This is a genomic window from Mumia spirodelae, from assembly GCF_050632745.1.
Classification (GTDB): domain Bacteria; phylum Actinomycetota; class Actinomycetes; order Propionibacteriales; family Nocardioidaceae; genus Mumia.
In genome coordinates this window covers 967,137-992,729 of the sequence record NZ_JBODSD010000001.1, presented here as the reverse complement: position 1 = coordinate 992,729, position 25,593 = coordinate 967,137, and the positions used below count along the sequence as shown (strand labels likewise).

The window sequence follows — 25,593 nt, the reverse complement described above, 5'->3', positions numbered from 1 at the left end:
CCGACCCCAAGGAGAGCGATGACCGACCACGTACACGTCCGCTCCGGCGCCTACGCCGACTCCGTGACCCTGCTGCAGGTGAGCAAGCGGGTGGCGGCGACGGCGGGAGTCAGCGACGCCCAGGTGGCGATGGCCACCGGGCTGAACCTCGAGACGCTCGCCGCGATGGGGTTCGACGTCCCCGCCGAGGCGACCCCGAACGACATGGTCGTCGCGCTGCGGCTGGACGGCGCGTCGCTCGAGGAGGCGCTGGCCGCGGTGGACGCGGCGCTCGCGGACGCGAGCCGCCGTCCCGACTCCGCCGGTGACTCCAGTGTGGCCCCGCCGCGGACGACGGGCTCCGCGCTGCGCGACGCACCGGGCGACGCCGTCGTCCTCGTGTCGGTGCCGGGAGCGTCGGCGTTCGTCGAGGCGATGGACGCGGTCGAGGCCGGTCACGACGTGATGCTGTTCAGCGACAACGTCCCGCTCGAGCAGGAGATCGCGCTGAAGGAGGCCGCCGCGGGGCGCGACGTCCTCGTGATGGGCCCCGACTGCGGCACGGCGGTCGTCGGCGGCGTGGGCCTCGGCTTCGCCAACGTCGTCCAGCCCGGACCCGTCGGCGTCGTCGCGGCGTCGGGGACCGGGACCCAGCAGGTCCTCGCGCTGCTCGACCAGGCCGGCGTCGGGGTCAGCGCGGCGCTCGGCGTCGGTGGCCGGGACCTGTCCTCGGCGGTCGGCGGACGTTCCACCCGTACGGCGCTGGCGCGCCTGGACGCCGACCCGTCGACCACGCACGTGGTGCTCATCTCCAAGCCGCCCGCACCCGAGGTCGCCGAGGCCGTCTCGGCGTACGCGGAGACGCTGTCCGTCCCCGTGGAGACGGCGCTGCTGGCCCCGGGCACCGACCTGACCGCTCGCACCGAGTCGCTGCTGGCCTCCCTCGGCGTCACGCCGCGTCCCTGGCGGCGGTGGGGCGAGCGTGAGGACGCGGGCCGAGCCGGCTTCGTCCGGGGACTGTTCGTCGGCGGGACGCTCTGCGACGAGGCGATGCTCATCGCGACCGAGGTGCTCGGCGGCATCCGCAGCAACATCCCGCTGGAGGCCGATCTCGCCCTCGACCCGCACGCCGTCCTCGACGGAGAGCTCGGCGAGGGCCACGTGATGATCGACTTCGGCGACGACGCGCTCACCGTCGGGCGGGCGCACCCCATGATCGACCCGACGCTGCGCCTCGCCGCGCTCGAACGGGCCGCCGACGACCCCGCGACCGCCGTCGTCCTCCTCGACGTCGTGCTCGGTCACGGCGCCGAGCCCGACCCCGGCGGCGCGCTCGCCCCCGCGATCGCCGCCGCCCGCCGCGCGGCGGCCGACCAGGGCCGTACCCTCCCCGTCGTGGTGACCCTCGTCGGGACCACGGCGGACCCGCAGGGTCTCGACAACCAGGCCGAGGTGCTCGCCGCCGCGGGCGCGTACGTCTTCACCTCCAACGCCGAGGCCACCCGCCATGCGGTCGCCCTCGTCGCCCAGGCCGCCGTCCCGACCGCCACCACCTCAGGAGATGCCCGATGACCGCCGCCCCGACCGTCGTCACCGTCGGCACCGACCTCCTCGCGGACGCCGTCGAGGACCAAGCCGTGTCCGCCCGCCGGGTCGACTGGCAGCCTCCGATGCCGGGGACCGCCGACGACCTCGCGACCGTCGCCGCCGACCCGCTGCGCGCCGCCGCCAACGAGAAGGCCGTCGAGGCGTACCTCGGGGTCACGGCGCAGCTCGTCGACGTGCTGCCGGCGAGCGAGGCGCTCGGGCTGTCGCGCGGCGACTTCCTCCACGCCGGACCCCCGATCACGTGGGAGCGAGCCTCCGGCCCGATGCGTGGGGCGCTGATGGGCGCGGCCGCCTTCGAAGGGCTGGTCGACGACCCGGAGGCGGCGGCCGCGCTGTTCGAGTCCGGCACCGGCTACACGCTCGACCCCTGTCACCACCACCACGCCGTCGGGCCGATGGCGGGCGTCGTCTCGCCGTCGATGTGGGTCTTCGTGCTCGAGGACGCCGCCACCGGCGCCCGGACGTACTGCTCGCTGAACGAGGGCCTGGGCAAGGTGCTCCGCTACGGCGCGTACTCCCCCGACGTGCTCGAGCGCCTGCGCTGGATGGCCGACGTGCTCGGCCCCGTCCTGCAGCGCGCGGTCCGCGCCGCCGGCCCGGTCGACGTCACGGCGCTCCTCGCCCAGATGCTGCAGATGGGCGACGAGGCGCACAACCGCAACCGCGCCGGCACGCTCATGCTGCTGCGCGACCTGGTGCCCGCGATGATCCGCTCGGAGTCGCGCGCGGGCGACGTCGCGGACGCGGTCGCGTTCATCGGCGGCAACGACCACTTCTTCCTCAACCTCGCGATGCCCGCCTGCAAGCTCGCGCTCGACGCCGCCCGCGGCATCGAGGGGTCCACGATGGTCGTGGCGATGGCGCGCAACGGCACCGACTTCGGCATCCAGGTCTCGGGCACCGGCGACCAGTGGTTCACCGGCCCGGCCCAGATCGCCGACGGCCTCTACCTCGGGTCGTACGGACTCGACGACGCCAACCCCGACATCGGCGACTCCGCGATCACGGAGACGGCGGGGATCGGCGGGTTCGCGATGGCGACCGCGCCCGCGATCGTGCGGCTCGTCGGCGGATCGGTGCCCGACGCGCTGGCGGCGACCCGCCGTATGGGCGAGATCACGTTGGCCGAGAACCCGCGCTGGACGATCCCGGTCCTGGAGTTCGCCGGCACGCCGACGGGGATCGACGTCACGCGCGTCTGCCGGACGGGCATCCTGCCCCAGATCAACACCGGGATGGCAGGGCGTGTGGCCGGTACGGGGCAGGTCGGCGCGGGTCTCGTGACGCCGCCCGCGGAGATCTTCCCGGCGGCGCTGGCGGCCCTCGCCGAGCGCGCGCGGGATCGGTCCGTGAAGGCCTGAGCGGACGGCGTACGGCGCCGTCGGAGGGCCGGCGGCGCCGCGTACCCCGACACCCCTGACCTAAACTCTCGACCTTTGCGGGAGCGGTTCTTACGATCGCGCCATGGGGAGCTTCCGAACGCCTCAGCCGGACGCCCTGCTGGTCGGGGCACCGAAGGCGGGGACGAGCGCGCTGCACGCCGCGCTCGCCCTGCACCCGCAGGTGTTCTCGAGCCGCCCCAAGGAGCCGAAGTACTACATGTGCGCGGACGCCCCGCCGCCGGCGTACCGCGGCCCGGGCGACGCGCACAGCCAGCAGGAGTGGATCTGGCGGCGCGAGGACTACGAAGGGCTGTTCGCCGGAGCACCCGGTGACGCGGTGCGGCTGGAGAGCACGCCGTTCTACCTCTACCTGCGCAACGCCCGGCGCCGGATCGCGGAGGAGCTCCCCGACGCGAAGCTGGTCGCTGTGGTGCGGGACCCGGTCGACCGTGCCTACTCGAACTGGATGCACCTGTGGTCCGACGGCCTCGAGCCGGTGAGCGACTTCGTGGAGGCGTTCGGGTGCGAGCAGGAGCGGATCGCCGCCGGGTGGGCGCCGTTCTGGCACTACCGGCGGCTCGGCCTGTACGGGGCACAGCTGGAGGACCTCTACCGCCACGTCGACGGCGAGCGGATCCTGGTGCTGCGCTACCGCGACCTCGTCCAGGCGCCGGTCGCGACGCTGGACCGGGTGTGCCTCTTCCTCGGGCTCGAGCCCGGACTGGTCACCGAGATCCCGCGCGACAACTCACGGCCGTACGTCGCGCCCGGCACCGTCCAGGACCTGGCCGCGCGCGCCGTACGGGTCGGGGCTCGCGCCGGCGCGTACCTTCCGCCGCAGGTGTGGCGCCGGGCGAGCCGGCCTCTCGTGTCGGCGATGCAGTGGCGCGGCGACACGACGCGCCCGACGCTGGACCGCGAGGCGCGCTCGGCCCTGGTCGAGACCTACCTCGACGACATCGACCTGCTCGAGAAGGTGACCGGTCAGCGGTTCGACGACTGGCGCGGCGCCGAGGGCAAGGGCGCGTTCGCCTCCCGCGTCACCCCCTGACGGGTCACTCTCTGGCGTCGCCGGGTCAGCGCGCTGCCGCGACCGACGTCATGAGGTCGTGCGCACCGTCCGCGCGCGCCGCCTCGAAGTAGAAGCGCGTCGAGCCGTCCGGCAGCGGGACCGCCACGACGTACCGCAGCGCTCCGTCGGACTCCGGCGACCACGCCACAGGAGCGTCCCCGACAGGCTCCAGCAGACCCGGCACCCCCCGCTCCTGCGCGAGGCCCGTGCGCTCGAACCAGTTCGACGCCGCGTCGGCGCGACCGTCGTACAACGCCGTCAGCGGGTCACGGCCGAGGACGGCGGTGATCCTGGCGCCGCGCTCGTCCCAGCTGCCGGGTGTCGGCGCGAGGACCTCCCCCTGGTCGACCCAGGTGAGGCCGTCCGCGCTCGTGGCGTAGCGGGTCGTCATGCGATCCTCGGCGCCCGGCACGTCCAACGGGTGGCAGCACACCCACAGGTGCCATCCGTCCTCGTCGTGGAGCACGACCGGGTCCTTGACCCCGACCGTGTCGTCGCCGGGGAGCACGATCGTACGGCGCCCGTCGGCGAGTCCCTTCGGCGTCGACGCGTCGACGGCCTCGATCCACCAGTGCTTCGAACCCGGGGTCGCGCAGCTGAGGTAGACGCGCCACCCCTCGTCACCGAGGTGCACCAGCGCCGGGCGTTCGAACGACTCGGCACCGAAGTCGTCGCGCCAGATCTCGGCGACCTGCTCGAACAGGAGCCCGTCCTCGGAGCGCGCGACCACGACGCTCACCCCACGCCCGGCGTCGATCGGACGGCGGACCCGGTAGGCCAGCCAGAACGCGTCCTCGGCGTAGATCGCGGAGGGCGCGCCGGCCCAGTTGCCGGGGCCAGGAGCGGGTGCTTCGACGACGACCTCGGCGCCGTCGAAGCGGGGCAGGACCTGTTCGACGATGGTGCTCACGGCCGAAAGTCTACAAACCAACTCAAGTTCGGTCCCGGGTTTCGCTCATCCCGGCGTGGCTCGGCTCGTACGCGCGGAAGTGACCCGGGGCCGCCAGGAAGCGACCCGGCGACGCCAGGAAGCGACCCGGCGACGCCAGGAAGTGACCCGGGGTCAGCGGAAGAGGGCGACGCGGTCCTCGAGGAGGCGGGCGGCCTGCTCGGGGGCGGTCGTGTTGACTCCGAGGTCGTACCCGATCTTGCCCGTCCCGTGGTAGTCGCTGGAGCCCGTGACCACGAGGTCGAGCTCGCCCGCGATCGCCCGCAGGCGCGTCCGGGTGTCCGCGTCGTGGTCGTTGTGGTCGACCTCGAGCCCGACCAGCCCGACGTCGACGAGCCCCGCGATCACCTCGGCGGTGAGCACCTTCCGGCTCTGACGCGTCCACGGGTGCGCGATCACCGGCCGACCGCCCGCAGCCACCAGCAGCCCGATCATGTTCTCGAGGTCGGCGGCGTAGCGGTCGACGTACGCCGGTCGTCCCGGCATCAGGTAGCGCTCGAACGCCTCGTCGCGCGTCGCGACGACGCCCCGCGCGATGAGCGCGTCGGCGACGTGCGGGCGCCCCGTGGCCGCCGCGTCGCCCGAGACCGCGAGCACGTCCGCCTCGGTGATCGGGATCCCGAGGTCCTGGAGGCGGGCGATCGTCTTCGGAAGGCGGTCCTGTCGCCCGCCGAGCACCCGCTCGAGCTCGTCGAGGAGCGGCGCGTACGTCGGATCGGGCTCGTAGCCGAGGAGGTGCACGCCGCGGTACTGGTGGCGGCAGGAGATCTCCAGCCCTTTCACCAGCGTGATCCCGACCCGGTCGGCGGCCGCCTGCGCCTCGTCCCACCCTGTCATCGCGTCGTGGTCGGTCAGCGCGACGACGTCGAGACCGGCTCGCGCCGCGTTCTCGACGAGCTCGGTCGGGCTGTCCGTGCCGTCCGAACGACGCGAGTGCGTGTGGAGGTCGATGAGCACGCGGTTCAGGCTACCGGCGTCACCGTCGGTCGGCCTGCGCCGTCGTCCACGCGTCGGCGTCGCGGGCGACGCCCCGCAAAAGACGACGGCGGTGAGCCCGCCGCCACCGACCCCCGTCCAGTGACAGCAGACCCACCGCCGAAGCGTGGGACTCAGATCCCGATCAGTGCATGACCACCGGGACCTGCGACTCGCCCTCGGTCTCGCGCTCGATCCGCTTGCGCGGGAGGAAGAACGCGGGGATGAGGGTCAGGCCGATCAGGATCGTCGCCAGCGTGAACGCCACACCGAAGGCGTCGGCCGCCTCGGCGAAACCGCGCTGCAGGAGCCCGGCACCCGAGAGCATGTCGAACAGCTCCGGGACGCTGCGCGAGCCGATCGCCGCGTTGGCGAGCGACGCGTCGGTGATCTCGCTCGGCGTGCCCGGCGGCAGCTGGAGAAGGTCTCCGAGCTTCTCGCCGCTCTTGAGCTGGTTGGTCAGGACCACCGAGAACACCGCCGTGCCGATCGACGCCGCGACCTGCTGGATGATGTTCATCAGGGTCGACCCACGGGCGATCGTGTGGTCGGTCAGCGTCGCGAGCGCCGCGGTCATCGTCGGCATCATCGTGAGACCCATGCCCAGCCCCATGACGAACAGGGCGCTCAGCAGGAGCCAGTAGGACGTGTCCGCAGCGACCTGGGTGAAGCCCGCCATGCCGACCGTGGTCAGCACCAGCCCGGTGAGCACGACCTTGCCGGGGCCGATGCGGTCCACGAGCGCACCGCCGACCGGCATCATGATCATCGCGCCGAGCCCCTGGGGAACCAGCAGCACGCCGGCCATCAGGGTCGACTCACCGCGCACCTGCAGGAAGTAGGCGGCGAACAGGATGCTCGCCCCGAAGAACGCGATCGCGAAGAACGCCATCGTGATCACGGCGACCGTGAGGTTGCGGTGCTTGAAGAGCCGCAGGTCGACCAGCGGGTGCTCCGGCCGGAAGGCGTGGAACACGAAGGCCACGATGAGGACCGCACCGATCGCGGCCGTGACGAGCACCTTGGTCGCCCAGATCGTGCCCTCCTCCGGGATCGAGGAGACGCCGTAGAGGAAGAGGGCGAGGCCCGGCGAGAGCAGGATCATGCCCGTCCAGTCGAACGACTCCGACGGCTCCGGCGAGTCCTTGGGCAGGACGCGCCACGCGTACACCAGCGCGATGATGCCGATCGGGAGGTTGATCAGGAAGATCCAGTGCCAGGTGAAGCTCTCGATCAGCCAGCCGCCGAGGATCGGGCCGGCAATCGGGCCGAGCAGCATCGGGATGCCCAGGACGGCCATCACGCGACCGATCCGGTGCGGACCCGCGGCGCGGGTCATGATCGTCATGCCCAGCGGCATCAGCATGCCGCCACCGAGGCCCTGGACCACGCGGAACGCGACCAGCTCGGTGATGCCGCCGGCCAGGCTGCAGAGCACGGAGCCGGCGGTGAAGAGCGCCAGGGCCGTCATGTAGAGACGCTTGGTGCCGAAGCGGTCGGCCGCCCACCCGGTCAGCGGGATCACCGTCGCGAGCGCGAGGGTGTAGGCCGTCATCGTCCAGGCGACCTCGGCGTAGGTCGCGTCGAACTCGGTCTGGAAGGTCGGCAGCGCGACGCTGACGACCGTGATGTCGAGGATCGACATGATCGCGCCGAGCACGACCACGCCGGCCACCTTGAGGACGGCCGCGTCGAGCTTGTCGCCGTCGGCCGACGGGTTGTCGGGACCAGGTCCGCCGGTCGGCGTCTGGATGTCTTGACTCATGAAGAAGGGTCCTTACCCGGGGGTGTTGGGCTGGCGTTCGGCGATCGCGGCTCGTAGCGCGCGATCAAGAAGGCTACGTGTCGGGTCCGACAACCCGCCAACGATTTCTCTGAGCGCAGCGCGCTTGGCCTTCAGCTGGCTGCCGACGAGCTCACGTCCCTCGTCGGTCAGGGTGACCACACGCACACGGCGGTCCTTCTCGCACTCGGAGCGTCCGACGAGGCCCATGCCGACGAGCTGGTCGACGGCACGACCTGCGGCGGCCACGGAGATGCCGATGGCGCGGGCGAGGTCGCTGATCTGCGTGTGCTGCGGGCGCGAGGAGATCACGAGCAGGGTGCGCGCCTGCGTCGCGGTGAGCTCGCGCTCGACGAAGGCATCGATGCCCTCCTCCTCGCAGCACGCAGCCACCTGGAGGAAGAACTCCTCCAGGTGGCTGCAGACAGACTCCGGTGTGGTCACCGGAAAATACTAACGCGCACGCAAGTGTTGCGCGAAAGCGATTATTGCGTGACGTACATCACTCCACGACGGGGGCAGGTCCGGACCAGTTCTTGTCCGGCTGCGGCACGGGGCGCCCGGGCTGCTCTCCGCCGCGCGCCTCGAGGTGGTTCTCCTTCGGCACCATCACCTTGCGGCGGAAGATGCAGACGACCTTGCCGTCCTGGTTGTAGCCGATCGTCTCGACGTGGACGACGCCGCGGTCGTCCTTCGAGGTGCTCTCCCACTTGTCCAGGACGGTCGTCTCGCCGTACAGGGTGTCGCCGTGGAAGGTCGGGGCGACGTGACGCAGCGACTCGATCTCGAGGTTCGCGATGGCCTTGCCGGAGATGTCCGGCACGCTCATGCCGAGCAGGATCGAGTAGACGTAGTTGCCGACGACCACGTTCTTGCCGAACTGCGTCGTCTTCTCGGCGTAGTTCACGTCCATGTGGAGCGGGTGGTGGTTCATCGTCAGCAGGCAGAAGAGGTGGTCGTCGTACTCGGTGACCGTCTTCCCGGGCCAGTGCTTGTAGGTCGCGCCGACCTCGAACTCCTCGTAGCTGCGGCCGAACTGCATGGGAACTCCTCGTGTCTGTGCTGATCGATCGTCGTGCGTGGGGCGGTGCGCCTGTCATCATGACCGACCGGGAGCGCGAACCTACCGGCGGGTCACATGCGAACGCTCCAGCAGCGTCGCCGTCATCGGCAGCAGGAGGACGGTGACGGCACCGCCCGCGACCAGGACGGACGCCGTCTCGGCGGACATCTCGCCCGCGTCGACGGCGACGGCCGTGACGGCGACGATCAGAGGGAGCCCGGTCGATGCCCACAGCGCGACGCGCACGGAGTCGCGCCGGTCGAAGCTGGGCGACCCGTCGGGCTCGCGCTGCCGCAGCGTGGCGATCAGCACCGGCCCACCACGGACGAGAAGGATGAGCAGCACGAACGCCACCAGGGTCAGCGGGGCGTCGGCGATCGCCGCGGGATCGATCCCCATCCCCGACGTCACGAAGAAGATCGGGATGAGGAACCCGAACGCGAGACCGTCGAGCTTCGTCTCGAGCCGCTCGTCACCGCCGGGAAGCACCCGCCGGAGGATGAAGCCCGCCGCGAACGCGGCGAGGATGGTGTCCAGCTCGAACACCACCGCCAGCGCGCTCAGCGACACGAGCAGGAGCACGGTGAACCGGACCGTCGTCTGCGCCGTCGTCTCGGCGCCGGCCCGGACGAGCCCCGGCACGATCGTGGCCCTCGGGACGAGCCGCGTCGGCACCGCCGCGACGAGGATCGCGGCACCGACGAAGACCACGAGGGTCACCAGCGACTCCTCCGGGCCCCTGACGCCCAGCAAGATCGCCATCGCGACCACCGGCCCCAGCTCGCCGAAGGTCCCGTGGTTGACGACCGTCCGCCCGAACGGCGTCCCCATGAGGTGCATGTCCTTGAGGATCGGCAGGAGCGTGCCGAGCGCGGTCGAGGTCAGGGCGATCGCGACCGCGACCTCGGCGTGGCGTTCGTCGCGGGTGCCGAGGATCCAGACGGTGGCGAAGGCGAGGACCAGGCAGACCAGCCACGTCCCGAGCGCACGCCGGCCGCCCTCTCCGCGCAGCTCGTCGACCTCGATCTCGTAGCCGGCGAGGAGGAAGAGCATGCCGAGCCCCAGCTCGTTGAGCAGGTCGATCGGCGCGGTCACCGAGGCGAGGTCGAGCCCGAACGGCCCGATGAGCATGCCGCCGGCGAGCAGCAGGACGACCTCGGGGACGAGCCTGCGCGGAACCGCGGCAGCGATCACCGGCGCCACCGCGGCGGCGAGCATGATCCAGAACAACGACTCCACGCGTGCCCCCTCGCGTCAGGCGTTCCAGCGCGCGATCACCGGGTCCGTGTCGTGCTCGTAGCCGAGCACCGAGAGCGTCGCCGTGTCGAGCGCGAGCCGTGCTCCGAACCGTACCGGCTCGTCGAGGAACCGTGCGGCCAGAGCGCGCAGCGCGTGCCCGTGGCCGAAGACCAGGACGGGACCGTCCGCGGCACGTACGCGCGCGACGACCCGGTCGAGCCGTGCCGCGACGTCGTCGGCCGTCTCGCCCCCGGCGGCACCGGCACCGCGCGACCAGATGGTCCAGCCCGGCACCTCCTCCCGGATCTGGGGGGTGGTCAGGCCCTCGTACGCGCCGTAGTCCCACTCCGCCAGGTCCGGCTCGACCTCGGCGTCGGGGAACCCGGCGAGCTCGGCCGTCCGTCGCGCGCGCAGGCGCGGGCTCGTCAGGACGAGCGTGAACGAGCACCCGGTCAGCCGCGGTGCGAGCTCGCGTGCCGTGTCCTCGCCGTCGGTGAGGAGCGGCAGGTCGGTACGGCTCGTGTGCCGCCCGTCGCGCGCCCACTCGGTCGGCCCGTGGCGGACCATCCACAGCTCGGCCTTCACGTCGTCCCCCTCACCCGGTCCACGTCGTCGGCAGACCGTGCGGCGGGGCGGACCCGATGACGGTCGCCTCGCCGAACGGCCACGTCGTGAGCACCACCGGGAACGGGCCGGCGACCTCGTCGGCGGGCTCCAGCGTCACGCGGGCGAGGACGCGGTCAGGGCCGGCGTCCTGCGCGAGCTCCGCGACCCGGGCGTCGATCCGCTCCCGCTCGGCCTCGGCGAGGTACATCCAGGTGACCGAGTGCCACAGCACGGTCGCCGTCCCCTGCTCCAGCTCGAGCGCGTCGAGCCCGTCGGCGGCACCGCGCTGCTCGACCACGGCCGGCACCTCGGCGGCGACCTCGCAGGCCGCCCGCAGCCGCGCGAGGCGCTCGGTCATGTCGGGCCACGTGTACGCCTCGAGGGTGAGGCGGTCCTCGGCGCGTGAGACGTCGAGGGGAGCCAGGTCGAACCCTCGTCGCTCGACGAGCTCGAGCGGCGCATCGACCGGAGGCCGCGGGCCCGCCCACGCGTCGGGCATCGCCACGGGCGAGTCCGGCGGACCCCACCATCCGGACGGCGAGCCGAACCGGAAGTGGTCCGCCCTCAGGTTCAGGCCGGCGCTGGCGCCGATCTCGACCAGGCGGACGGGGAGGGCGAACCGGTCCGCGATGCGCAGCAGCCCGCCCATCAGCGCCGCTGAGCGCCCGACCTCGTTGGTCTGCGGCGTCAGGTCGAGCGCCCGGTGGAGCGCGTCGCGGTGCTGGTCGACGACGGCGAGCACGGACGGCCAGGCCGCCGCGAGGTCCCACCGGCCACCGACGCTCGGATAGTGCTCCTCGAGGCTGGGCGCCTCGCCGTCGAGCACGAGCCGGTGCAGCCCACCGACCACGCGCAGCCCCAGCACCGGGGGCAGCTCGGCATCGTCGGCGACGAGGTCACCGAGCACCGCCCGGGTCGGACCGCCGGCGACCACGTCGCCCGCCAGCGCGGCGAGCAGCCCTGCGTACATCGGCGAGCCGAGGCGGCCGCAGACCTTCGCCTGCCAGTCCAGGGCCTCGGCCGCGCGCGAGATCCCCTGCCCGCTCACGCCCCGGGCGGAGCGGTCGGCGGCTGGGTCGGAGGCTGCGGCGGTGCGGCCGGCGGCGCCTGGGGAGCGGTCTGGGCCGACGTCTGCGTCGCGGGGTGGATCAGCCCGGACAGCACACGCTGCCCGTCGGCCAGGAGCTTGTGCTCGACCAGGAGCTCGTACCGCGAGGCGACCACCTGCGAGATCGAGGTGAAGTCGCGGCGCCCACCCGTGAAGGCGTAGCCGATCAGACCCCAGATGATGCCGAACACGAGTCCGATGAGGATCGCCGACAGCACCACCGCGAGCCAACGACCGGGCTCGGCGAAGATGCCGACGATCAGGCCGAGCAGGAGCCCGAACCACGCGCCCGTGCCCGCGCCGTATCCCGCGACCTTGCCCCACGTGAGGCGCCCCGTCACACGCTCGACCTGCTTGAGGTCGGTGCCCACGATCATGATGTTCTCGACCGGGAAGCGCTGGTCGGAGAGATAGTCCACCGCGCGCTGCGCCTCGGCGTACTGGTCGAAGTACGCCAGGTGCTGCGGGTACTCCAGCGTGAAGCCTTCCCTGCGCTGCTGCTGCACCATCCGGATTCCTCCTCGTCGACTCCTGCTCACCCTAGTGACAACGGCAGTCGGGCGCCTTTCTCCACGCCGCGACGTGGCGCGTCTCTCGACGTGCGCGCGGGCACCGGCGACGACAGACTGGCACGGAAGGGTGCCGCGGAGCGCCACCGCTGGGCTGCCCGGAGGGAGAGTCGATGCCGGACGAGACGGTGCTCGTCGTCAATGCAGGGTCGTCGTCGCTGAAGTACGAGCTTCGGGACGCTGCCGGCGGCGCTCGGCTCGGGCGCGGGATGATCTCGCGGATCGGCCTCGACGGGACGAAGCTGCGCTTCCAGGCCACGGGCGAGCCCGCGCAGGAGCGCCCGCTCCCCGGGGCGTCGTACGCCGACGCGATCGCTGCGATGTTCGGCCGGTTCGACGAGGTGGGCGCGCGGCTCGACGGGCTGATCGGCGTCGGTCACCGGGTCGTGCACGGCGGGACGACGTTCAGCCAGCCGGTCGTGGTCGACGACGACGTCCTCGCGCAGATCGACGCGCTGTCGTCGCTGGCACCGCTGCACAACCCCGTCGCCGTCGAGTGCCTGCGGCTGATGAAGGAGCGCGACCCGGACCTGCCGCAGGTCGCGGTGTTCGACACCGCCTTCCACGCGACGCTCCCCTGGGAGGCGTACACCTTCGCCATCCCGCAGGACGTCGCGCACGAGCACCGCCTGCGCCGGTACGGGTTCCACGGGACGTCGATCGAGTACGTCACGGGGCGCACCGCGGCGCTGCTCGGCATCCCCGAGCCCGAGGTCAACCTCATCGTCTGCCACCTCGGCAACGGCGCGTCCATGACGGCGGTCCGCGGCGGCCGCAGCGTCGACACGACGATGGGCTTCACGCCGCTGTCGGGGCTCGTCATGGGGACCCGCGCCGGCGACTTCGACGCCTCGGCCGTGCTCTACCTGCTGCAGAGCGCCGGCTACTCGCCGGACGACGTCGCCCAGCTTCTCGAACGACGCAGCGGGCTGCTCGGCCTCGGCGGCGACTCCGACATGGCGAACATCCGCGACCGTGCCGCCGCCGGCGACGAGGATGCCCGTCGCGCGGTGAGCCTCGCGGCGTACCGCATCCGCCACTACGTCGGCGCCTACCTCGCCACGGTCCCTGGCGTGCACGCCGTCGTGTTCACCGCGGGCATCGGCGAGCACGACGCCGAGCTGCGGGCCGCGGTGTGCGACCCGCTCGGGCACCTCGGCATCGAGGTCGACGCCGAGCGCAACGGGCGTGAGGTGCCCGACGAGGGCCACGTGATCGGTGACGGACCGATCCGCGTCGCGGTCGTCCCCACCGACGAGGAGGCCGAGATCGCCCACCACACCGTCGCCCTGGTGCGCACGGGCAGCCCGGCACGACCGGCCCCGGCACCAGACCCCTCCGAGACGAAGGAGCACGCATGACCGAGACGACCACCGCCACCGGCGAGCTCGCGAACCCCACCGACGAGGAGCTCACGGCGCTCGACGCGTGGTGGCGCGCGAACAACTACCTGACCGTCGCGCAGATCTACCTCAAGAGCAACGTGCTCCTCCAGCAGCCGCTGAGGCCGGACGACATCAAACCGCGCCTGCTCGGCCACTGGGGCACGAGTCCCGGACAGTCCTTCGTCTACGCCCACATGAACCGCCTGATCCAGCACACCGGGCAGTCCGCGATCTACCTGTCGGGACCGGGCCACGGCGGACCCGCGCTCGTCGCCGCGGGCTACCTCGAGGGAACGTACTCGGAGATCTACCCCGAGGTCTCGCTGGACTCCGACGGGCTCACGCGGCTGTGCCGTCAGTTCTCCACCCCCGGCGGGATCCCGAGCCACGTGTCGGTGACGACCCCCGGGTCGATCCACGAGGGCGGCGAGCTGGGTTACGTGCTGGTCCACGCGTTCGGCGCGGTCTTCGACAACCCCGATCTCCTGGCGGTGGCCATCGTGGGCGACGGCGAGGCCGAGACGGGTCCGTTGTCGGGTTCGTGGAAGGGGATCTCGTTCCTCAACCCCGAGCACGACGGCGCCGTGCTCCCCGTCCTGCACCTGAACGACGGCAAGATCGCGAGCCCGACGGTGCTCGGACGCAAGCCTCCCGAGCAGGTACGCGACCTCTTCACGGGCTACGGGTACGACGTGATCGAGGTCGAGGGTGACGACCTTCCCGGCATGCACCACCGCTTCGCCGCCGCGCTCGCCGAGGCGTACGGGAAGATCAAGGCGATCCAGGACGCGGCCCGCGGCGGCGGCTGGGACGGCGAGATGCCGACGTGGCCGATGATCGTGCTGCGGACGCCCAAGGGCTGGACCGGCCCGAAGGAGGTCGACGGCCGCATGATCGAAGGCACCTGGCGTGCGCACCAGGTGCCGCTGTCGGGAGTCCGCGAGAACCCCGAGCACCTTCAGATGCTCGAGGAGTGGCTGAGGTCGTACGGGCCCGACGAGCTCTTCCCGGGCGGCAAGCCGTCGGACGAGATCCTGGCGAACAACCCCGAGGGTGACCTGCGGATGAGCGCCAACCCGGCGGCCAACGGCGGTCTGCTCACGAAGGACCTGGAGCTGCGACCGTTCGCCGACTACGGCATCGAGGTCCCCTCACCTGCGGCCACACGCTTCGAGAACACCCGCGTCCTCGGCGCGATGATGGCCGACATCTACCGGGACAACCCCGACACCTTCCGGCTGTACTGCCCCGACGAGACCAACTCCAACCGGCTCGGTGCGGTCTTCGACGCCAGCGACCGCGCGTTCATGGAGCGCATCACGCCGGACGACGAGAAGCTCTCCCGCAACGGCCGCGTCATGGAGGTCCTCAGCGAGCACAGCTGTCAGGGCTGGCTCGAGGGCTACAACCTGACGGGTCGGCACGGACTCTTCGCGACGTACGAGTCGTTCGCGATGGTGAGCGCGTCGATGACGGTCCAGCACGCGAAGTGGCTGGAGGAGGCGAACCACCTCTCGTGGCGCGCGAAGGTGCCGAGCCTCAACATCCTGCTGACGTCCACCACGTGGCGCAACGACCACAACGGCTTCTCGCACCAGGGGCCGGGGCTCATCAACGTCGTGCTCAACATGCGCGCGGCCGTGGCGCGTGTCTACCTCCCGCCGGACGCCAACTGCCTGCTCTCCGTCGCCGACCACTGCTTCCGGTCGAAGTCGTACGTCAACGTCATCGCGATCGACAAGCAGCCCCACCTTCAGTACCTCACGATCGACGAGGCGACGGAGCACTGTGCGAAGGGCGCCGGGATCTGGGACTGGGCAGGCAACGACGACGGCTCGAAGAAGCCCGACATCGTGCTCGCGTGCGCGGGGGACGTCCCGACGGCGGAGACGGTCGCCGCGGCGCAGCTGCTGAAGGAGTGGGTGCCCGACCTCACGCTTCGGGTCGTCAACGTCGTGGACCTCATGACGCTGCCGCGCCAGAAGGACCACCCGCACGGGATGTCCGAGTCCGAGTTCGCCGCGCTGTTCACCGAGGACGTGGACGTGCTGTTCGCGTTCCACGGCTACCACGGCGCGATCCACAAGCTCGTGCACGGCCGTCCGATCGCCGACCGGTTCCACGTGCGGGGGTTCATCGAGCAGGGCACGACGACGACACCGTTCGACATGACGGTGCTGAACGAGATGTCGCGCTACCAGCTCGTGGTGGACGTGCTCAACAACACCAAGGCGACGCCGGCGGGGGCGCAGGAGCTGCGCGAGTACTGCGCGCAGATGCTGGAGAAGCACCACCGCTACGTGCGCGAGCACCTGGAGGACATGCCGGAGGTCAAGGACTGGGTCCTGAAGCCGACGAGCTGACCCCTCCCGGGAGGACGCGGGTCACCCGCTGCGCCGCACCGTCGCGCGGTGTGGGAGCCGGGTCACGTCGTCCGTTCGTGTGACGCGGATGTAACACACCGCACGTAGCCTCCCGGCATGGAGAGCCAGGCACGGGAGAACGTCCAGGCGTTCGTCGCCGCCTGCGAGTACCGCCACATCCCGACCGAGGACGTCTACAACCGGGTCCAGAAGACGCAGGGGCGGCTGCTGACGTACACGCCGTCGCGCAAGCCGGTGACGGCGGGATGGATCCTCCCGGCTCCGGTCCCGGTCGACGACGCGACGCATGCCCTCGTGCTGCCGGTCGGGCTCGTGTACGGCGCGACGACGGTACGCCGCAAGTCCGGCCGCAACGGGCGCGACGGCAGCGGGTCGGCGGAGGCCTGGGTGATGCTCGAGGTGTGGTGGCGACCAGCGTCGCTGCACGACCACGGCCTCACTCAGGCGATGTATGACTTCGTGACGGAGTGGGACCGGGTCCGCCTGCGGTGACCCGCCGGATCACACCCGGCGGTGCACCAGGAGCGGCAGGACCGCGGCCGCACCCGCAGCCCGCAGCGCGGCTCCGACCACGGTGATCGGCCACTGCGAGGCCGACGCGTCGACCACGAGCAGCACGGTGCGACCGGCGACCGCCGACGCCGCCTCCCCCGGCACCGACACCGCGTCGCGCCACAGCGCGGCCTCGTCCGACGACGTCAGGTCGCGGACCTCCTGCGCAGACCGACCGACGTCGGTGGCGAGCTCGGCGCGGTCGAGCCGTCCGACCGTCGCCAGATGGTCGGCGATGCTCCCGGTCAGCGCCGCGAACCCGGCGGCCGGCAGCGCGACCGCGATCTCGGGACGGCTGCGCCAGTCCGCCTTCCAGCGGGCGAGCACCTGCACGCACGCGTCCAGCACCTCCTGGGGAGCCGGCGCGTCGCGGTCGAACATCTCGCGCACGGCCTCTCGCCACTCCGGCGCGTCGGCGTGGACGAGCGCGCGCCCCGGCTCGACCGCGCGGTCGGGCGCGATCCGACCGCGCGTCCCGAAGGCACCTCCCGGCCACATCTTGCGCGGCTCCAGCACGTGGTCCTCGCCGCGCAGCACGGTCGCCACAGCACGGACGGTCTCCGGCTGCGGCGCCTCCGCCAGCCCGTCGGGCAGCGTCCCCCGGCAGACCGAGCAGCGCCCGCACGGCGCGGCCTGCGGGTCGTCGAGAGACTCCTGCAGGAGCTGCATGAGGCACCGCGCACCGCGGGTGTAGGCGCGCATGATGTCGGCCTCCCGGCGTCGTACGCCGACGACGCCGTCGTAGTGCTCCTGGTCGTACGACCACGCGGCCCCGGTGCGCACCCAGCCGCGCTCGACCCGCTCGGTGACCCCGTCGACGGCGAGCTGCTTGAGCATCAGCTCGACGCGCCCGCGGCGCAGCCCGGTCTCGGCCTCGAGCGCCACCACGGTCGCCGGCGCGTCGACGGTCGCGTCCGCCATCGCCTCGAGGAGTCGCTCGACCTGGGCCGGCACGGGGATCGTCGCCGTCGCGAAGTAGTCCCACACCCCGTCGTCGGCGCCCGACGGCAGCAGCACGGCATGCGCGTGGTCGATCGCGCGCCCGGCACGGCCGACCTGCTGGTAGTAGGAGACCGGCGATGGCGGCGCGCCGACGTGCACCACGAAGCCGAGGTCGGGCTTGTCGTAGCCCATGCCGAGCGCCGACGTCGCGACGAGCGCCTTGACGCGGTTGTCGCGCAGCGCGTCCTCGAGCCGCTCGCGCTCGGCGGCCTCGAGCTGGCCGGTGTAGGCCGCGACCGGGACCGCGTCGCCGTGGACCGCCCGCACCGCCGCCGTGAGCCGGTGCGCGTCGGCCACCGTGAGCGCGTACACGATGCCCGAGCCGGGCAGCGTCGGCAGGTGGTCGACCACCCACGCGTAGCGCTCGAGAGGCGACAGCCGGTCGACCACCGAGAGCTCGAGGCTGGAGCGTGCGAGCGGACCGCGGAGGACGAGCGTCTCCTCCCCCGGCTCCCCCGATCCGCCGCTCCGCAGCTGGGCGGCCACGTCCTCGGTCACGCGCGCGTTGGCGGTCGCGGTCGTCGCGAGCACCGGGGTGTCGGGGTTGAGCCGCTGCAGGACGTCGGAGACGCGGCGGTAGTCGGGGCGGAAGTCGTGCCCCCAGTCCGACACGGCGTGCGCCTCGTCGACGACCAGCAGGCCGATCCGCCCGGCGAGCGCGTCGAGCACCCGGCGGCCGAACCCGGGGTTGGCGAGCCGCTCCGGCGACACCAGCAGCACGTCGACGTCACCGGCGCGCAGCGCCTCCTCGATGCGCGACCACTCCTCGACGTTGGACGAGTTGAGCGTCTCCGCGCGCAGCCCGGCCCGGGCGGCCGCGGCCACCTGGTCGCGCATCAGCGACAGCAGCGGCGAGACCACGAGCGTCGTGCCCGCCCCCTCGTCGCGACGGATCGCGGTCGCCGCCCAGTAGACGGCCGACTTGCCCCAGCCGGTCGCCTGCACGACCAGCACCCGGGCCCGCGGCTCGCACAGGGCGGCGACCGCGGTCACCTGGTCGTCGCGCAGGGTCGCGCCCGGTCCGGCCAACGCGCCGATCACGCGGTCGGCGACGGCGGCTCGGGACGGGGTCAGCGCGGACGTGGCGGCGGTGGGGGGCATGGAGTCCACCGTACGCAGCCGCGCCGACACCCGTCGTACGCCCTCCACAGGCGCCACGGAGGTTCGCGACGCCAGCGCGCCCGCTCCGATCTGCTCCCTCGCTGGGGTACCCCAGCGAAATGCCACTGCCCCCAGCGTGTGCGCTAGGGGCAGTGGCGTTCGCGTGGGGTACCCGAGCGAGCGCGGCCGGGGCGAGAGGGTCAGCGCTGCTTGTAGTCCTTGAGCAGGCTGCGGCCGATGATCATCTTCTGGATGTCGCTCGTGCCCTCGCCGATGAGCATGAACGCGGCCTCCCGGTAGAGGCGCTCGATCTCGTACTCCTTGGAGTAGCCGTAGCCGCCGTGGATCCGGAACGACGCCTCGACCACCTCGTTGCAGTACTCCGAGGCAACCATCTTGGCCATGCCGGCCTCGACGTCGTTGCGCTCGCCGGCGTCCTTCTTGCGCGCGGCCCGCACGACCATCGCGTGCGCGGTCTCGACCTTGGTCCCCATCTCCGCCAGGCGGAACAGGATCGCCTGGTGCTGCGCGATCGGCTTGCCGAAGGTCTCGCGCTGCTGGGCGTAGGCGATGCCGAGCTCGAAGGCGCGGTTGGCGATGCCGACCGCGCGGGCGCCGACGTTGACGCGCCCGACCTCGACGCCGTCCATCATCTGGTAGAAGCCCTTGCCCGGGACGCCGCCGAGGATCTGGTCGGCCGAGATCTGGTGCTTGTCCAGGATCATCTCGGTCGTGTCGATGCCCTTGTAGCCCATCTTGTCGATCTTGCCCGGGACGGTGACGCCCTGAGCCGTCTCGCCGAAGCCGGGCTCCTTCTCCACCAGGAAGGTGGTCATGTTGCGGTAGACCGAGTCGGCGCCCTCGTCGGTCTTGGTGAGCACCGCGACGAGGTTCGACGAGCCGCCGTTGGTGAGCCACATCTTCTGGCCGGTGATGGAGTACGACCCGTCGTCCTGCTTGGTCGCCTTCGTCGACACCGCCGACACGTCCGAGCCCAGCGACGGCTCCGACATCGAGAACGCGCCGCGCACCTCGCCGGTGGCCATCCGCGGCAGGTACTTCTGCTTCTGCTCCTCGGTGCCGTGCTGGACCAGCATGTACGCCACGATGAAGTGCGTGTTGATGACGCCGGAGACGCTCATCCACCCGCGGGCGATCTCCTCGACCACCAGCGCGTACGTGAGCAGCGACTCGCCGAGGCCGCCGTACTCCTCCGGGATCGTCAGCCCGAACAGGCCGAGCTCCTTCAGGCCGTCGACGATGGCCTGCGGGTACTCGTCCTTGTGCTCCAGCTCGGTGGCGACCGGGATGATCTCCTTGTCCACGAACTCGCGGACGGTCTTGAGGATCTCCTCCTGGACGTCGGTCAGTCCGTCGGTGGTGACCAGGCGGCCCATGGTTGTCTCGCTATCTCTCGATCGGTGCAGCTCGTACGGCGGGGGCTGGGGTGTCGGCCGACCTCACTCGGTCGGCGGCTCCCACGTGGTCGTGCGCTGCATCCCGGCGGCGCGTCCCTTGGCCGAGATCACGAGGGCCATCTTGCGCGAGGCCTCGTCGATCATCTCGTCGCCGAGCATCGCCGAGCCCTTCTTGCCGCCGGCCTCGGAGGTGAACCAGTCGTACGCGTCGAGGATGTTCTCGGCGTGGTCGTAGTCCTCCTGGCGGGGGCTGAAGACCTCGTTGGCGACATCGACCTGGCCGGGGTGCAGGACCCACTTGCCGTCGAACCCGAGCGCGGCCGACCGCGAGGCGACACGGCGGTAGCCCTCGGTGTCGCGGATCTGGAGGTAGGGGCCGTCGATGGCCTGCTTGTCGTACGCCCGCGCCGCCATGAGGATGCTCATGAGGATGTGGTGGTAGGCGTCGCCGACGTCGTAGCCGGACGGCTGCTCGCCCACGACGAGAGACTTCATGTTGATGCTCGCCATGAAGTCGGCGGGGCCGAAGATGATGGTCTCGACGCGCGGCGAGGCGGCGGCGATCGCGTTGACGTTGGTCAGGCCGAGCGCGTTCTCGATCTGCGCCTCGATGCCGATGCGGCCGACCTCGTAGCCCATCGTCTTCTCGATCTGGGTGAGGAGGACGTCGAGCGCGACGACCTGCTCGGGCGTCTGGACCTTCGGGAGCATGATGCAGTCGAGGTTGGCGCCGGCGCCCTCGACGACCTCGATCACGTCGCGGTAGGTCCACTGCGTCGTCCAGTCGTTGACGCGCACCACGCGGACCTTGTCGCCCCAGCCGCCCTCGTTGAGCGCGGCGACGATGTTCTTGCGGGCGTCGGGCTTGGCGAGCGGGGCGACCGCGTCCTCGATGTCGAGGAAGACCTGGTCGGCGGGCAGGCCCTTGGCCTTCTCCAGGAAGCGCGGGTTCGAGCCGGGGACGGCGAGGCAGGAGCGGCGCGAGCGCAGGGCCTTGCTCTCGGCGGACACAGCGTTTTCGACAGACACGGGTCACCTCGGTGCTGCGGGGACGGGATCAGGGCTGACTGTACCTACGAGTAGTGTTAACGACTAGTAACAGCGAGACGAGTGTGACCTGCTTCTCACCTGCGGCTCAGTCGGAGTCGGGGACCTCGCCGCGGGCGGGCGGCCGCCGCGTGACCACCACCGCGAGGCCGCCGAGGATCAGGGCCAGCCCCGCGTACACGCCGACGCCCGGCGCCTGTCCCAGCATCGCGGCCGCGAGGATCGCCGCTCCGGGGACCTCGAGCAGCAGCACGAGTGAGACGACCATCGGGCTCATGACCGCGAGCAGGTGGTTGATCACCGAGTGCCCGAGCAGCTGGGCGGTCACCGTCACGGCGACGATCCCCGCCCACGCCTCGGCCTCGAACCCGACCAGCGGCACGCCACCCACCACGCAGACGGCCAGCAGGATCGCCGCGCACGCGCCGTAGCAGAGGACCGTGTACGCCGTCGTGGTGAGGCTCTCGCGGGCCCGCGCGCCCGCGACGGTGTAGACGGCGGCCGTCAACCCGCCGACCAGCGCGAGCACGTCCCCGACGAGGGCGTCGCGCGAGAGCGTGAGGTCGACGCCGGTGATCACGAGCACGCCGGCGAAGGAGATCGCGAGCCCGACGGCCACGCCCAGCCGGATCCGCTTGCCCCGGAGCCGGTCGATCAGCGCGATCCAGCCGACCTGCATGGAGACCAACGCCGTCGCCGCCGCGACCGAGGTCAGCTTCAGCGCGCTGACCCAGGTCGCGAAGTGGGCCGCGAGCGCGGCACCGGCGAACAGGCAGGTACGGAGGTCCGCGCGCGTGATCGCCCGCAGCTCGCGTCGCCGGCGGGTGGCCGCGACGGGGAGCAGCACCACCTCGGCCAGCGCGTTGCGCCAGAACGCGATCGCCAGTGCCGGTGCCTGTGTCCCGGCCATCAACGGCCCGGACAACGAGACGCCGAGCACGGCGACGACGGCGAGAAGGACGGTCACTCCGGCAGTATGCGCGGGCGGGAGACGCGTCGTTCACACGGCCGACGCCGTCGCGTCCGCGCCCTAGGATGGCGAGCATGGACCCCGCCGAGCCGGTCACCGACTTCGACGCACTCTTCCGACGGGCCTTCGTGGCCGAGGTCGCGAAGAAGTCGGGACTCCTCTGGATCGTGTACGACGGTGCCTGGCACCCCGTCTGGCACGTCTGGCACGAGGACGCGGTCTGCGTCGTCGCCGGCGGTGACGAGCAGCCGCTGCCGGGGATCAAGGACGCACGCGAGGTGGTCCTCGACCTGCGGGCCAAGTCGACCCGCGCCCAGGTCGCGCGCGTCCGCGCCACCGTCGAGGTCGTGGGGCCCGACCACGCCGACTGGGCGGACGTCACCGCCGTGCTGGTCGCGGACCGCCTCAATCTCTTCGAGGCCGACGAGGCGGTCGAGCGGTGGGCCCGCGAGTGCGTCGTCGTACGCCTCCACCCGACCGACCTGCTCGCGTCCCCCGGTCACCTGGGCGACTCCGCGCAGCGCGAGCAGCCCGTCGAGTCGCCGGCACGGACGGTCCGCTCGCGCCCGTTCTCGCTGCACCGTCAGCGTCGGGCGCCCCGCCTCTCGGAGGGCTCGGACTCGTGAGCGCGGGGGCCTGCTGAGCCTGCCGCGGGCGCTCCGAAGTAGTTGAAGCCCTTACCATACGGACGGGATGCCCTGTCTGGACCTTTCATCGGTTATCTTTCTGTCGCACCGTTCGTTCTGCCCAGGAAGGCACCCCTCTGTGAAGACCCTCATCAAGCGCGCCTCCGCCGCCCTGGCCGGTGGCGCGCTCGCATTCTCGGGACTGGCGGTCGTGTCGACGGCGCCCGCCGCCGCCGCCACCTCCCCGATCGACGTCACCAGCTTCAAGGTCTACCCGTCGTACGGCGGCACGGCGATCAACGCCTCGACCAAGTCGTACCGGATCGCGACCAACGCGCGCGCCGTCGGAGCCTTCACGTCGGCGACGATCTACGTCGACGTCTACCGCGGCGCCACCCGTGTGGCCGCCAACGTGCAGGCTGCCTACATCGGCTCCAGCTACCAGAACATGACCGGCTACCTCACCGTGCGGAACGGCTGGGGCCGCGGCGCCTTCCGCCTCGCCAACGTCCGCGTCGAGTGGTACGACACCGACTACAACAAGCTGAGCGCGGTCGACGGCAGCTACACCGGCGGCGGCTTCGCCGTGAAGTCCGGCCTCAAGGCCTCGGGCAAGGTGCGCTACTGGAGCAACTCGAGCCGCAAGGTCGCCAACATCAAGCTCAAGCGCTACCTGAGCAACGGCAAGTACTACAACTACAAGACCAAGGTGAAGCTGCAGCGCAAGAAGAGCGGCAAGTGGCGCACCGTCAAGACGCTCAAGCTCAACAGCAAGGGCGCCGCGAAGTACTCCTTCCGCTCCTCGAAGAAGTACAAGTACCGGTTCGTCGTGAAGGCCAACTCCACGACCGCCGGCGGTGTCTTCACCACCTACGGCAAGGCCTGACACAGGTCGCTCGCCGACGATCGCCGACGCCCCGTCACCGCACCGCGGTGGCGGGGCGTCGTACGTCCGGCCGAATGTGCAGACGCGGCTAGGCTGACCCCCGTGACCTCGACGAGCCGCATCTTCCTCGCCAGGCTGGCTGGGCATGCCGTCTTCGACCCCGCAGGGGACCAGGTCGGCAAGCTGCGCGACGTCGTCGTCACGCAACGCAGCGCCGGCCGGCTCCCGCGCGTCCTGGGGCTCGTGATCGAGGTGCTCGGGCGGCGACGCGTGTTCCTCCCGATGACGCGGGTGACGTCGCTCGAGGGCGGCCAGATCATCACGACCGGCGTGCTGAACCTGCGGCGCTTCGAGCAGCGGCAGACCGAGACGCTGGTGTTCGGCGAGCTCTTCGACCGGACTGTGCGAGTGCCGTCGCAGAACCTGGACGGCGTCGTCTACGACGTGGCGATGGAGCAGGACCGCAGCCACGACTGGTACCTCTCGGACGTCGCCGTGCGCGGCCGCGGGTCGCGGTTCGGACGGCGCGGTCACGGCATCGTCGTGGACTGGGTCGACGTCGCGGACCTCATGGGCGCCCAGCCGTCGCAGGGAGCCACCCACCTGCTCGCGACGATGGACACCATGCGTCCGGCCGACCTCGCCAACGCCCTGCGCGAGCTGCCGATCCAGCGTCGTACCCAGATCGCCGCCGAGCTCGACGACGAGCGGCTCGCCGACGTGCTCGAGGAGATGCCGGAGATCGCGCAGGTCGAGATCCTCGGAGGGCTGGACCCCGAGCGGGCCGCGGACGTCCTCGAGGAGATGTCGCCCGACGACGCCGCCGACGTCATCGCCGAGCTCCCGCTCGCGACGGCCGAGGAGCTCCTCGCGCTGATGGAGCCCGACGAGGCCGAGGACGTGCGCCGGCTGATGGTCTACGAGGAGGGCACCGCCGGTGGTCTGATGACGTCCGACGCCGTCATCCTGCCGCCGGACGCGACGCTCGCCGAGGGCCTCGCCCGGATCCGCGAGCCCGAGCTGTCCCCGTCGCTGGCCGCCCTCGTCTACGTGGCACGGCCGCCGCTCGAGACGCCGACCGGCCGGTTCCTCGGCGTCGTGCACTTCCAGCACCTCCTGCGCGAGCCGCCGTCGTCGCTGGTCGGCTCGATCGCGGTCAACGACATCGACTGGCCCCGCCCGGACACCTCGCTGCACGAGGTCGCCCGCATCCTCGCGACGTACAACCTCGTCGCCTGCCCCGTGGTCGACGACTCCAACCACCTCGTCGGGGCGATCACGGTCGACGACGTGCTCGACGAGCTCCTGCCCGAGGGCTGGCGCGACCAGGAGCCGGAGGTGGCACGATGAGCGACCGCGACGACCGCCGGGTCCGCCTGGACCAGCCCCGCGACCCCAACCGCTGGCGTCGCACCCGGCGACGCCGCATGGACGCCGAGACCTTCGGGAAGTTCGCCGAGGGGTTCGCGCGGTTCATGGGGACCGCGACCTTCATCGCCTGGATGACCGTGTTCGTCGCCGCCTGGCTGCTCTGGAACACGATGGCGCCGGGCGACCTCCGGTTCGACCCGTTCCCGTTCATCTTCCTGACGCTCATGCTGTCGCTGCAGGCGTCGTACGCCGCTCCCCTGATCCTGCTCGCCCAGAACCGGCAGGAGGCCCGTGACCGGGTGACGCAGGAGCAGGACCGCGAGCAGAACGCCCGTGCCCACGCCGACATGCAGTTCCTCGCCCGCGAGGTCGCGAGCCTGCGCCTCGCGCTCGGCGAGGTCGCCACCCGCGACTTCCTCCGGTCCGAGCTGCGGGGGCTCGTCGCGGACATCGAGGACCGGGTCGGAGGCTCCCCCGACGAGGCGACCGACGGCCAGGCGGACCCGACACCGCGGTGA

Annotated in this window: 23 protein-coding genes; 10 read left to right on the top strand and 13 right to left on the bottom strand. The window is 71.7% G+C overall.

Going from position 1 to position 25,593, the window contains the following annotated elements; genetic code table 11:
* The first annotated feature begins 18 nt into the window (after positions 1-18).
* From ACQSSQ_RS04875 to ACQSSQ_RS04865, 3 genes are all read left to right on the top strand, one after another.
* Positions 19-1,551: an AllF/FdrA family protein gene (locus ACQSSQ_RS04875; RefSeq protein ID WP_431325906.1), complete on the top strand. Its 1,533-nt coding sequence runs from the start codon at positions 19-21 to the stop codon at positions 1,549-1,551.
* Positions 1,548-2,948, top strand: a complete 1,401-nt coding sequence (locus tag ACQSSQ_RS04870) for a YlbE family protein (protein WP_431325905.1) — start codon at positions 1,548-1,550, stop codon at positions 2,946-2,948. Before ACQSSQ_RS04875 ends, ACQSSQ_RS04870 begins: the two co-directional genes overlap by 4 nt.
* A 103-nt stretch (positions 2,949-3,051) precedes the next feature.
* On the top strand, positions 3,052-4,020 hold the full coding sequence (locus ACQSSQ_RS04865) for a sulfotransferase family protein (protein ID WP_431325904.1): 969 nt from the start codon (positions 3,052-3,054) through the stop codon (positions 4,018-4,020).
* Positions 4,021-4,045: 25 nt separating this feature from the next.
* Here the strand turns inward: ACQSSQ_RS04865 and ACQSSQ_RS04860 are convergent, their stop codons facing one another.
* The 9 genes from ACQSSQ_RS04860 to ACQSSQ_RS04820 form a co-directional block, all read right to left on the bottom strand.
* On the bottom strand, positions 4,046-4,951 hold the full coding sequence (locus tag ACQSSQ_RS04860) for a hypothetical protein (RefSeq protein WP_431325903.1): 906 nt from the start codon (positions 4,949-4,951) through the stop codon (positions 4,046-4,048).
* Positions 4,952-5,104: 153 nt separating this feature from the next.
* Positions 5,105-5,947, bottom strand: a complete 843-nt coding sequence (locus ACQSSQ_RS04855) for a PHP domain-containing protein (RefSeq protein ID WP_431325902.1) — start codon at positions 5,945-5,947, stop codon at positions 5,105-5,107.
* Positions 5,948-6,110: 163 nt separating this feature from the next.
* Entirely contained in the window at positions 6,111-7,730 is a 1,620-nt protein-coding gene (locus ACQSSQ_RS04850) for a DHA2 family efflux MFS transporter permease subunit (protein ID WP_431325901.1), read from the bottom strand.
* Between the two features lie 12 nt (positions 7,731-7,742).
* Positions 7,743-8,192: a MarR family winged helix-turn-helix transcriptional regulator gene (locus tag ACQSSQ_RS04845; RefSeq protein ID WP_431325900.1), complete on the bottom strand. Its 450-nt coding sequence runs from the start codon at positions 8,190-8,192 to the stop codon at positions 7,743-7,745.
* A 58-nt stretch (positions 8,193-8,250) separates the two neighbouring features.
* Positions 8,251-8,790: a MaoC family dehydratase gene (locus ACQSSQ_RS04840; RefSeq protein ID WP_431325899.1), complete on the bottom strand. Its 540-nt coding sequence runs from the start codon at positions 8,788-8,790 to the stop codon at positions 8,251-8,253.
* A gap of 81 nt (positions 8,791-8,871) precedes the next feature.
* Complete coding sequence (locus ACQSSQ_RS04835; protein ID WP_431325898.1) at positions 8,872-10,050, bottom strand: cation:proton antiporter; 1,179 nt, start codon at positions 10,048-10,050, stop codon at positions 8,872-8,874.
* Positions 10,051-10,065: 15 nt separating this feature from the next.
* Positions 10,066-10,635 carry a histidine phosphatase family protein gene (locus tag ACQSSQ_RS04830; RefSeq protein ID WP_431325897.1) on the bottom strand — a complete coding sequence of 190 codons (570 nt, stop codon included), beginning with the start codon at positions 10,633-10,635 and terminating at the stop codon, positions 10,066-10,068.
* A 10-nt stretch (positions 10,636-10,645) separates the two neighbouring features.
* Positions 10,646-11,704, bottom strand: coding sequence for a DUF2332 domain-containing protein (locus ACQSSQ_RS04825; protein WP_431325896.1), 1,059 nt, complete (start codon positions 11,702-11,704; stop codon positions 10,646-10,648).
* Complete coding sequence (locus ACQSSQ_RS04820; RefSeq protein ID WP_431325895.1) at positions 11,701-12,273, bottom strand: YflT domain-containing protein; 573 nt, start codon at positions 12,271-12,273, stop codon at positions 11,701-11,703. The genes ACQSSQ_RS04825 and ACQSSQ_RS04820 overlap by 4 nt, the downstream gene beginning before the upstream one ends.
* Positions 12,274-12,446: 173 nt before the next feature.
* Here ACQSSQ_RS04820 and ACQSSQ_RS04815 point away from each other — a divergent pair, with 173 nt between their 5' ends.
* The 3 genes from ACQSSQ_RS04815 (at position 12,447) to ACQSSQ_RS04805 (ending at position 16,594) form a co-directional block, all read left to right on the top strand.
* Positions 12,447-13,694: an acetate/propionate family kinase gene (locus tag ACQSSQ_RS04815; protein WP_431325894.1), complete on the top strand. Its 1,248-nt coding sequence runs from the start codon at positions 12,447-12,449 to the stop codon at positions 13,692-13,694.
* Positions 13,691-16,081, top strand: coding sequence for a phosphoketolase family protein (locus tag ACQSSQ_RS04810; RefSeq protein WP_431325893.1), 2,391 nt, complete (start codon positions 13,691-13,693; stop codon positions 16,079-16,081). Before ACQSSQ_RS04815 ends, ACQSSQ_RS04810 begins: the two co-directional genes overlap by 4 nt.
* 117 nt (positions 16,082-16,198) lie before the next feature.
* The gene (locus tag ACQSSQ_RS04805) at positions 16,199-16,594 is read left to right on the top strand and encodes a hypothetical protein (RefSeq protein ID WP_431325892.1); all 396 of its coding nucleotides are present in this window, start codon (positions 16,199-16,201) and stop codon (positions 16,592-16,594) included.
* 9 nt (positions 16,595-16,603) lie between these two features.
* Here the strand turns inward: ACQSSQ_RS04805 and ACQSSQ_RS04800 are convergent, their stop codons facing one another.
* The 4 genes from ACQSSQ_RS04800 to ACQSSQ_RS04785 all read right to left on the bottom strand — a co-directional run bounded on the left by ACQSSQ_RS04800 (position 16,604) and on the right by ACQSSQ_RS04785 (position 22,189).
* Positions 16,604-18,757 (bottom strand): RecQ family ATP-dependent DNA helicase, encoded by a 2,154-nt coding sequence (locus ACQSSQ_RS04800; RefSeq protein WP_431325891.1) that lies wholly within the window; start codon positions 18,755-18,757, stop codon positions 16,604-16,606.
* A 200-nt stretch (positions 18,758-18,957) separates the two neighbouring features.
* Positions 18,958-20,154 carry an acyl-CoA dehydrogenase family protein gene (locus ACQSSQ_RS04795; protein WP_431325890.1) on the bottom strand — a complete coding sequence of 399 codons (1,197 nt, stop codon included), beginning with the start codon at positions 20,152-20,154 and terminating at the stop codon, positions 18,958-18,960.
* Between the two features lie 63 nt (positions 20,155-20,217).
* On the bottom strand, positions 20,218-21,186 hold the full coding sequence (locus tag ACQSSQ_RS04790; protein WP_431325889.1) for an HpcH/HpaI aldolase/citrate lyase family protein: 969 nt from the start codon (positions 21,184-21,186) through the stop codon (positions 20,218-20,220).
* Between the two features lie 124 nt (positions 21,187-21,310).
* Complete coding sequence (locus tag ACQSSQ_RS04785; RefSeq protein ID WP_431325888.1) at positions 21,311-22,189, bottom strand: DMT family transporter; 879 nt, start codon at positions 22,187-22,189, stop codon at positions 21,311-21,313.
* Between the two features lie 77 nt (positions 22,190-22,266).
* Here ACQSSQ_RS04785 and ACQSSQ_RS04780 point away from each other — a divergent pair, with 77 nt between their 5' ends.
* The 4 genes from ACQSSQ_RS04780 (at position 22,267) to ACQSSQ_RS04765 (ending at position 25,593) form a co-directional block, all read left to right on the top strand.
* Entirely contained in the window at positions 22,267-22,818 is a 552-nt protein-coding gene (locus ACQSSQ_RS04780) for a hypothetical protein (RefSeq protein WP_431325887.1), read from the top strand.
* A 139-nt stretch (positions 22,819-22,957) separates the two neighbouring features.
* The gene (locus tag ACQSSQ_RS04775; protein ID WP_431325886.1) at positions 22,958-23,704 is read left to right on the top strand and encodes a hypothetical protein; all 747 of its coding nucleotides are present in this window, start codon (positions 22,958-22,960) and stop codon (positions 23,702-23,704) included.
* A gap of 102 nt (positions 23,705-23,806) precedes the next feature.
* The gene (locus tag ACQSSQ_RS04770) at positions 23,807-25,054 is read left to right on the top strand and encodes a magnesium transporter MgtE N-terminal domain-containing protein (RefSeq protein WP_431325885.1); all 1,248 of its coding nucleotides are present in this window, start codon (positions 23,807-23,809) and stop codon (positions 25,052-25,054) included.
* A complete protein-coding gene (locus ACQSSQ_RS04765) occupies positions 25,051-25,593 on the top strand; it encodes a DUF1003 domain-containing protein (RefSeq protein WP_431325884.1) in 543 nt (180 codons plus the stop codon). Before ACQSSQ_RS04770 ends, ACQSSQ_RS04765 begins: the two co-directional genes overlap by 4 nt.

Coding starts and splice junctions, on each gene's coding strand:
- ACQSSQ_RS04875 (WP_431325906.1), top strand. CDS start 19: ATGACCGACCACGTACACGTCCGCTCCGGCGCCTACGCCGACTCCGTG.
- ACQSSQ_RS04870 (WP_431325905.1), top strand. CDS start 1,548: ATGACCGCCGCCCCGACCGTCGTCACCGTCGGCACCGACCTCCTCGCG.
- ACQSSQ_RS04865 (WP_431325904.1), top strand. CDS start 3,052: ATGGGGAGCTTCCGAACGCCTCAGCCGGACGCCCTGCTGGTCGGGGCA.
- ACQSSQ_RS04850 (WP_431325901.1), bottom strand. CDS start 7,730: ATGAGTCAAGACATCCAGACGCCGACCGGCGGACCTGGTCCCGACAAC.
- ACQSSQ_RS04840 (WP_431325899.1), bottom strand. CDS start 8,790: ATGCAGTTCGGCCGCAGCTACGAGGAGTTCGAGGTCGGCGCGACCTAC.
- ACQSSQ_RS04820 (WP_431325895.1), bottom strand. CDS start 12,273: ATGGTGCAGCAGCAGCGCAGGGAAGGCTTCACGCTGGAGTACCCGCAG.
- ACQSSQ_RS04815 (WP_431325894.1), top strand. CDS start 12,447: ATGCCGGACGAGACGGTGCTCGTCGTCAATGCAGGGTCGTCGTCGCTG.
- ACQSSQ_RS04810 (WP_431325893.1), top strand. CDS start 13,691: ATGACCGAGACGACCACCGCCACCGGCGAGCTCGCGAACCCCACCGAC.
- ACQSSQ_RS04805 (WP_431325892.1), top strand. CDS start 16,199: ATGGAGAGCCAGGCACGGGAGAACGTCCAGGCGTTCGTCGCCGCCTGC.
- ACQSSQ_RS04800 (WP_431325891.1), bottom strand. CDS start 18,757: ATGCCCCCCACCGCCGCCACGTCCGCGCTGACCCCGTCCCGAGCCGCC.
- ACQSSQ_RS04795 (WP_431325890.1), bottom strand. CDS start 20,154: ATGGGCCGCCTGGTCACCACCGACGGACTGACCGACGTCCAGGAGGAG.
- ACQSSQ_RS04780 (WP_431325887.1), top strand. CDS start 22,267: ATGGACCCCGCCGAGCCGGTCACCGACTTCGACGCACTCTTCCGACGG.
- ACQSSQ_RS04765 (WP_431325884.1), top strand. CDS start 25,051: ATGAGCGACCGCGACGACCGCCGGGTCCGCCTGGACCAGCCCCGCGAC.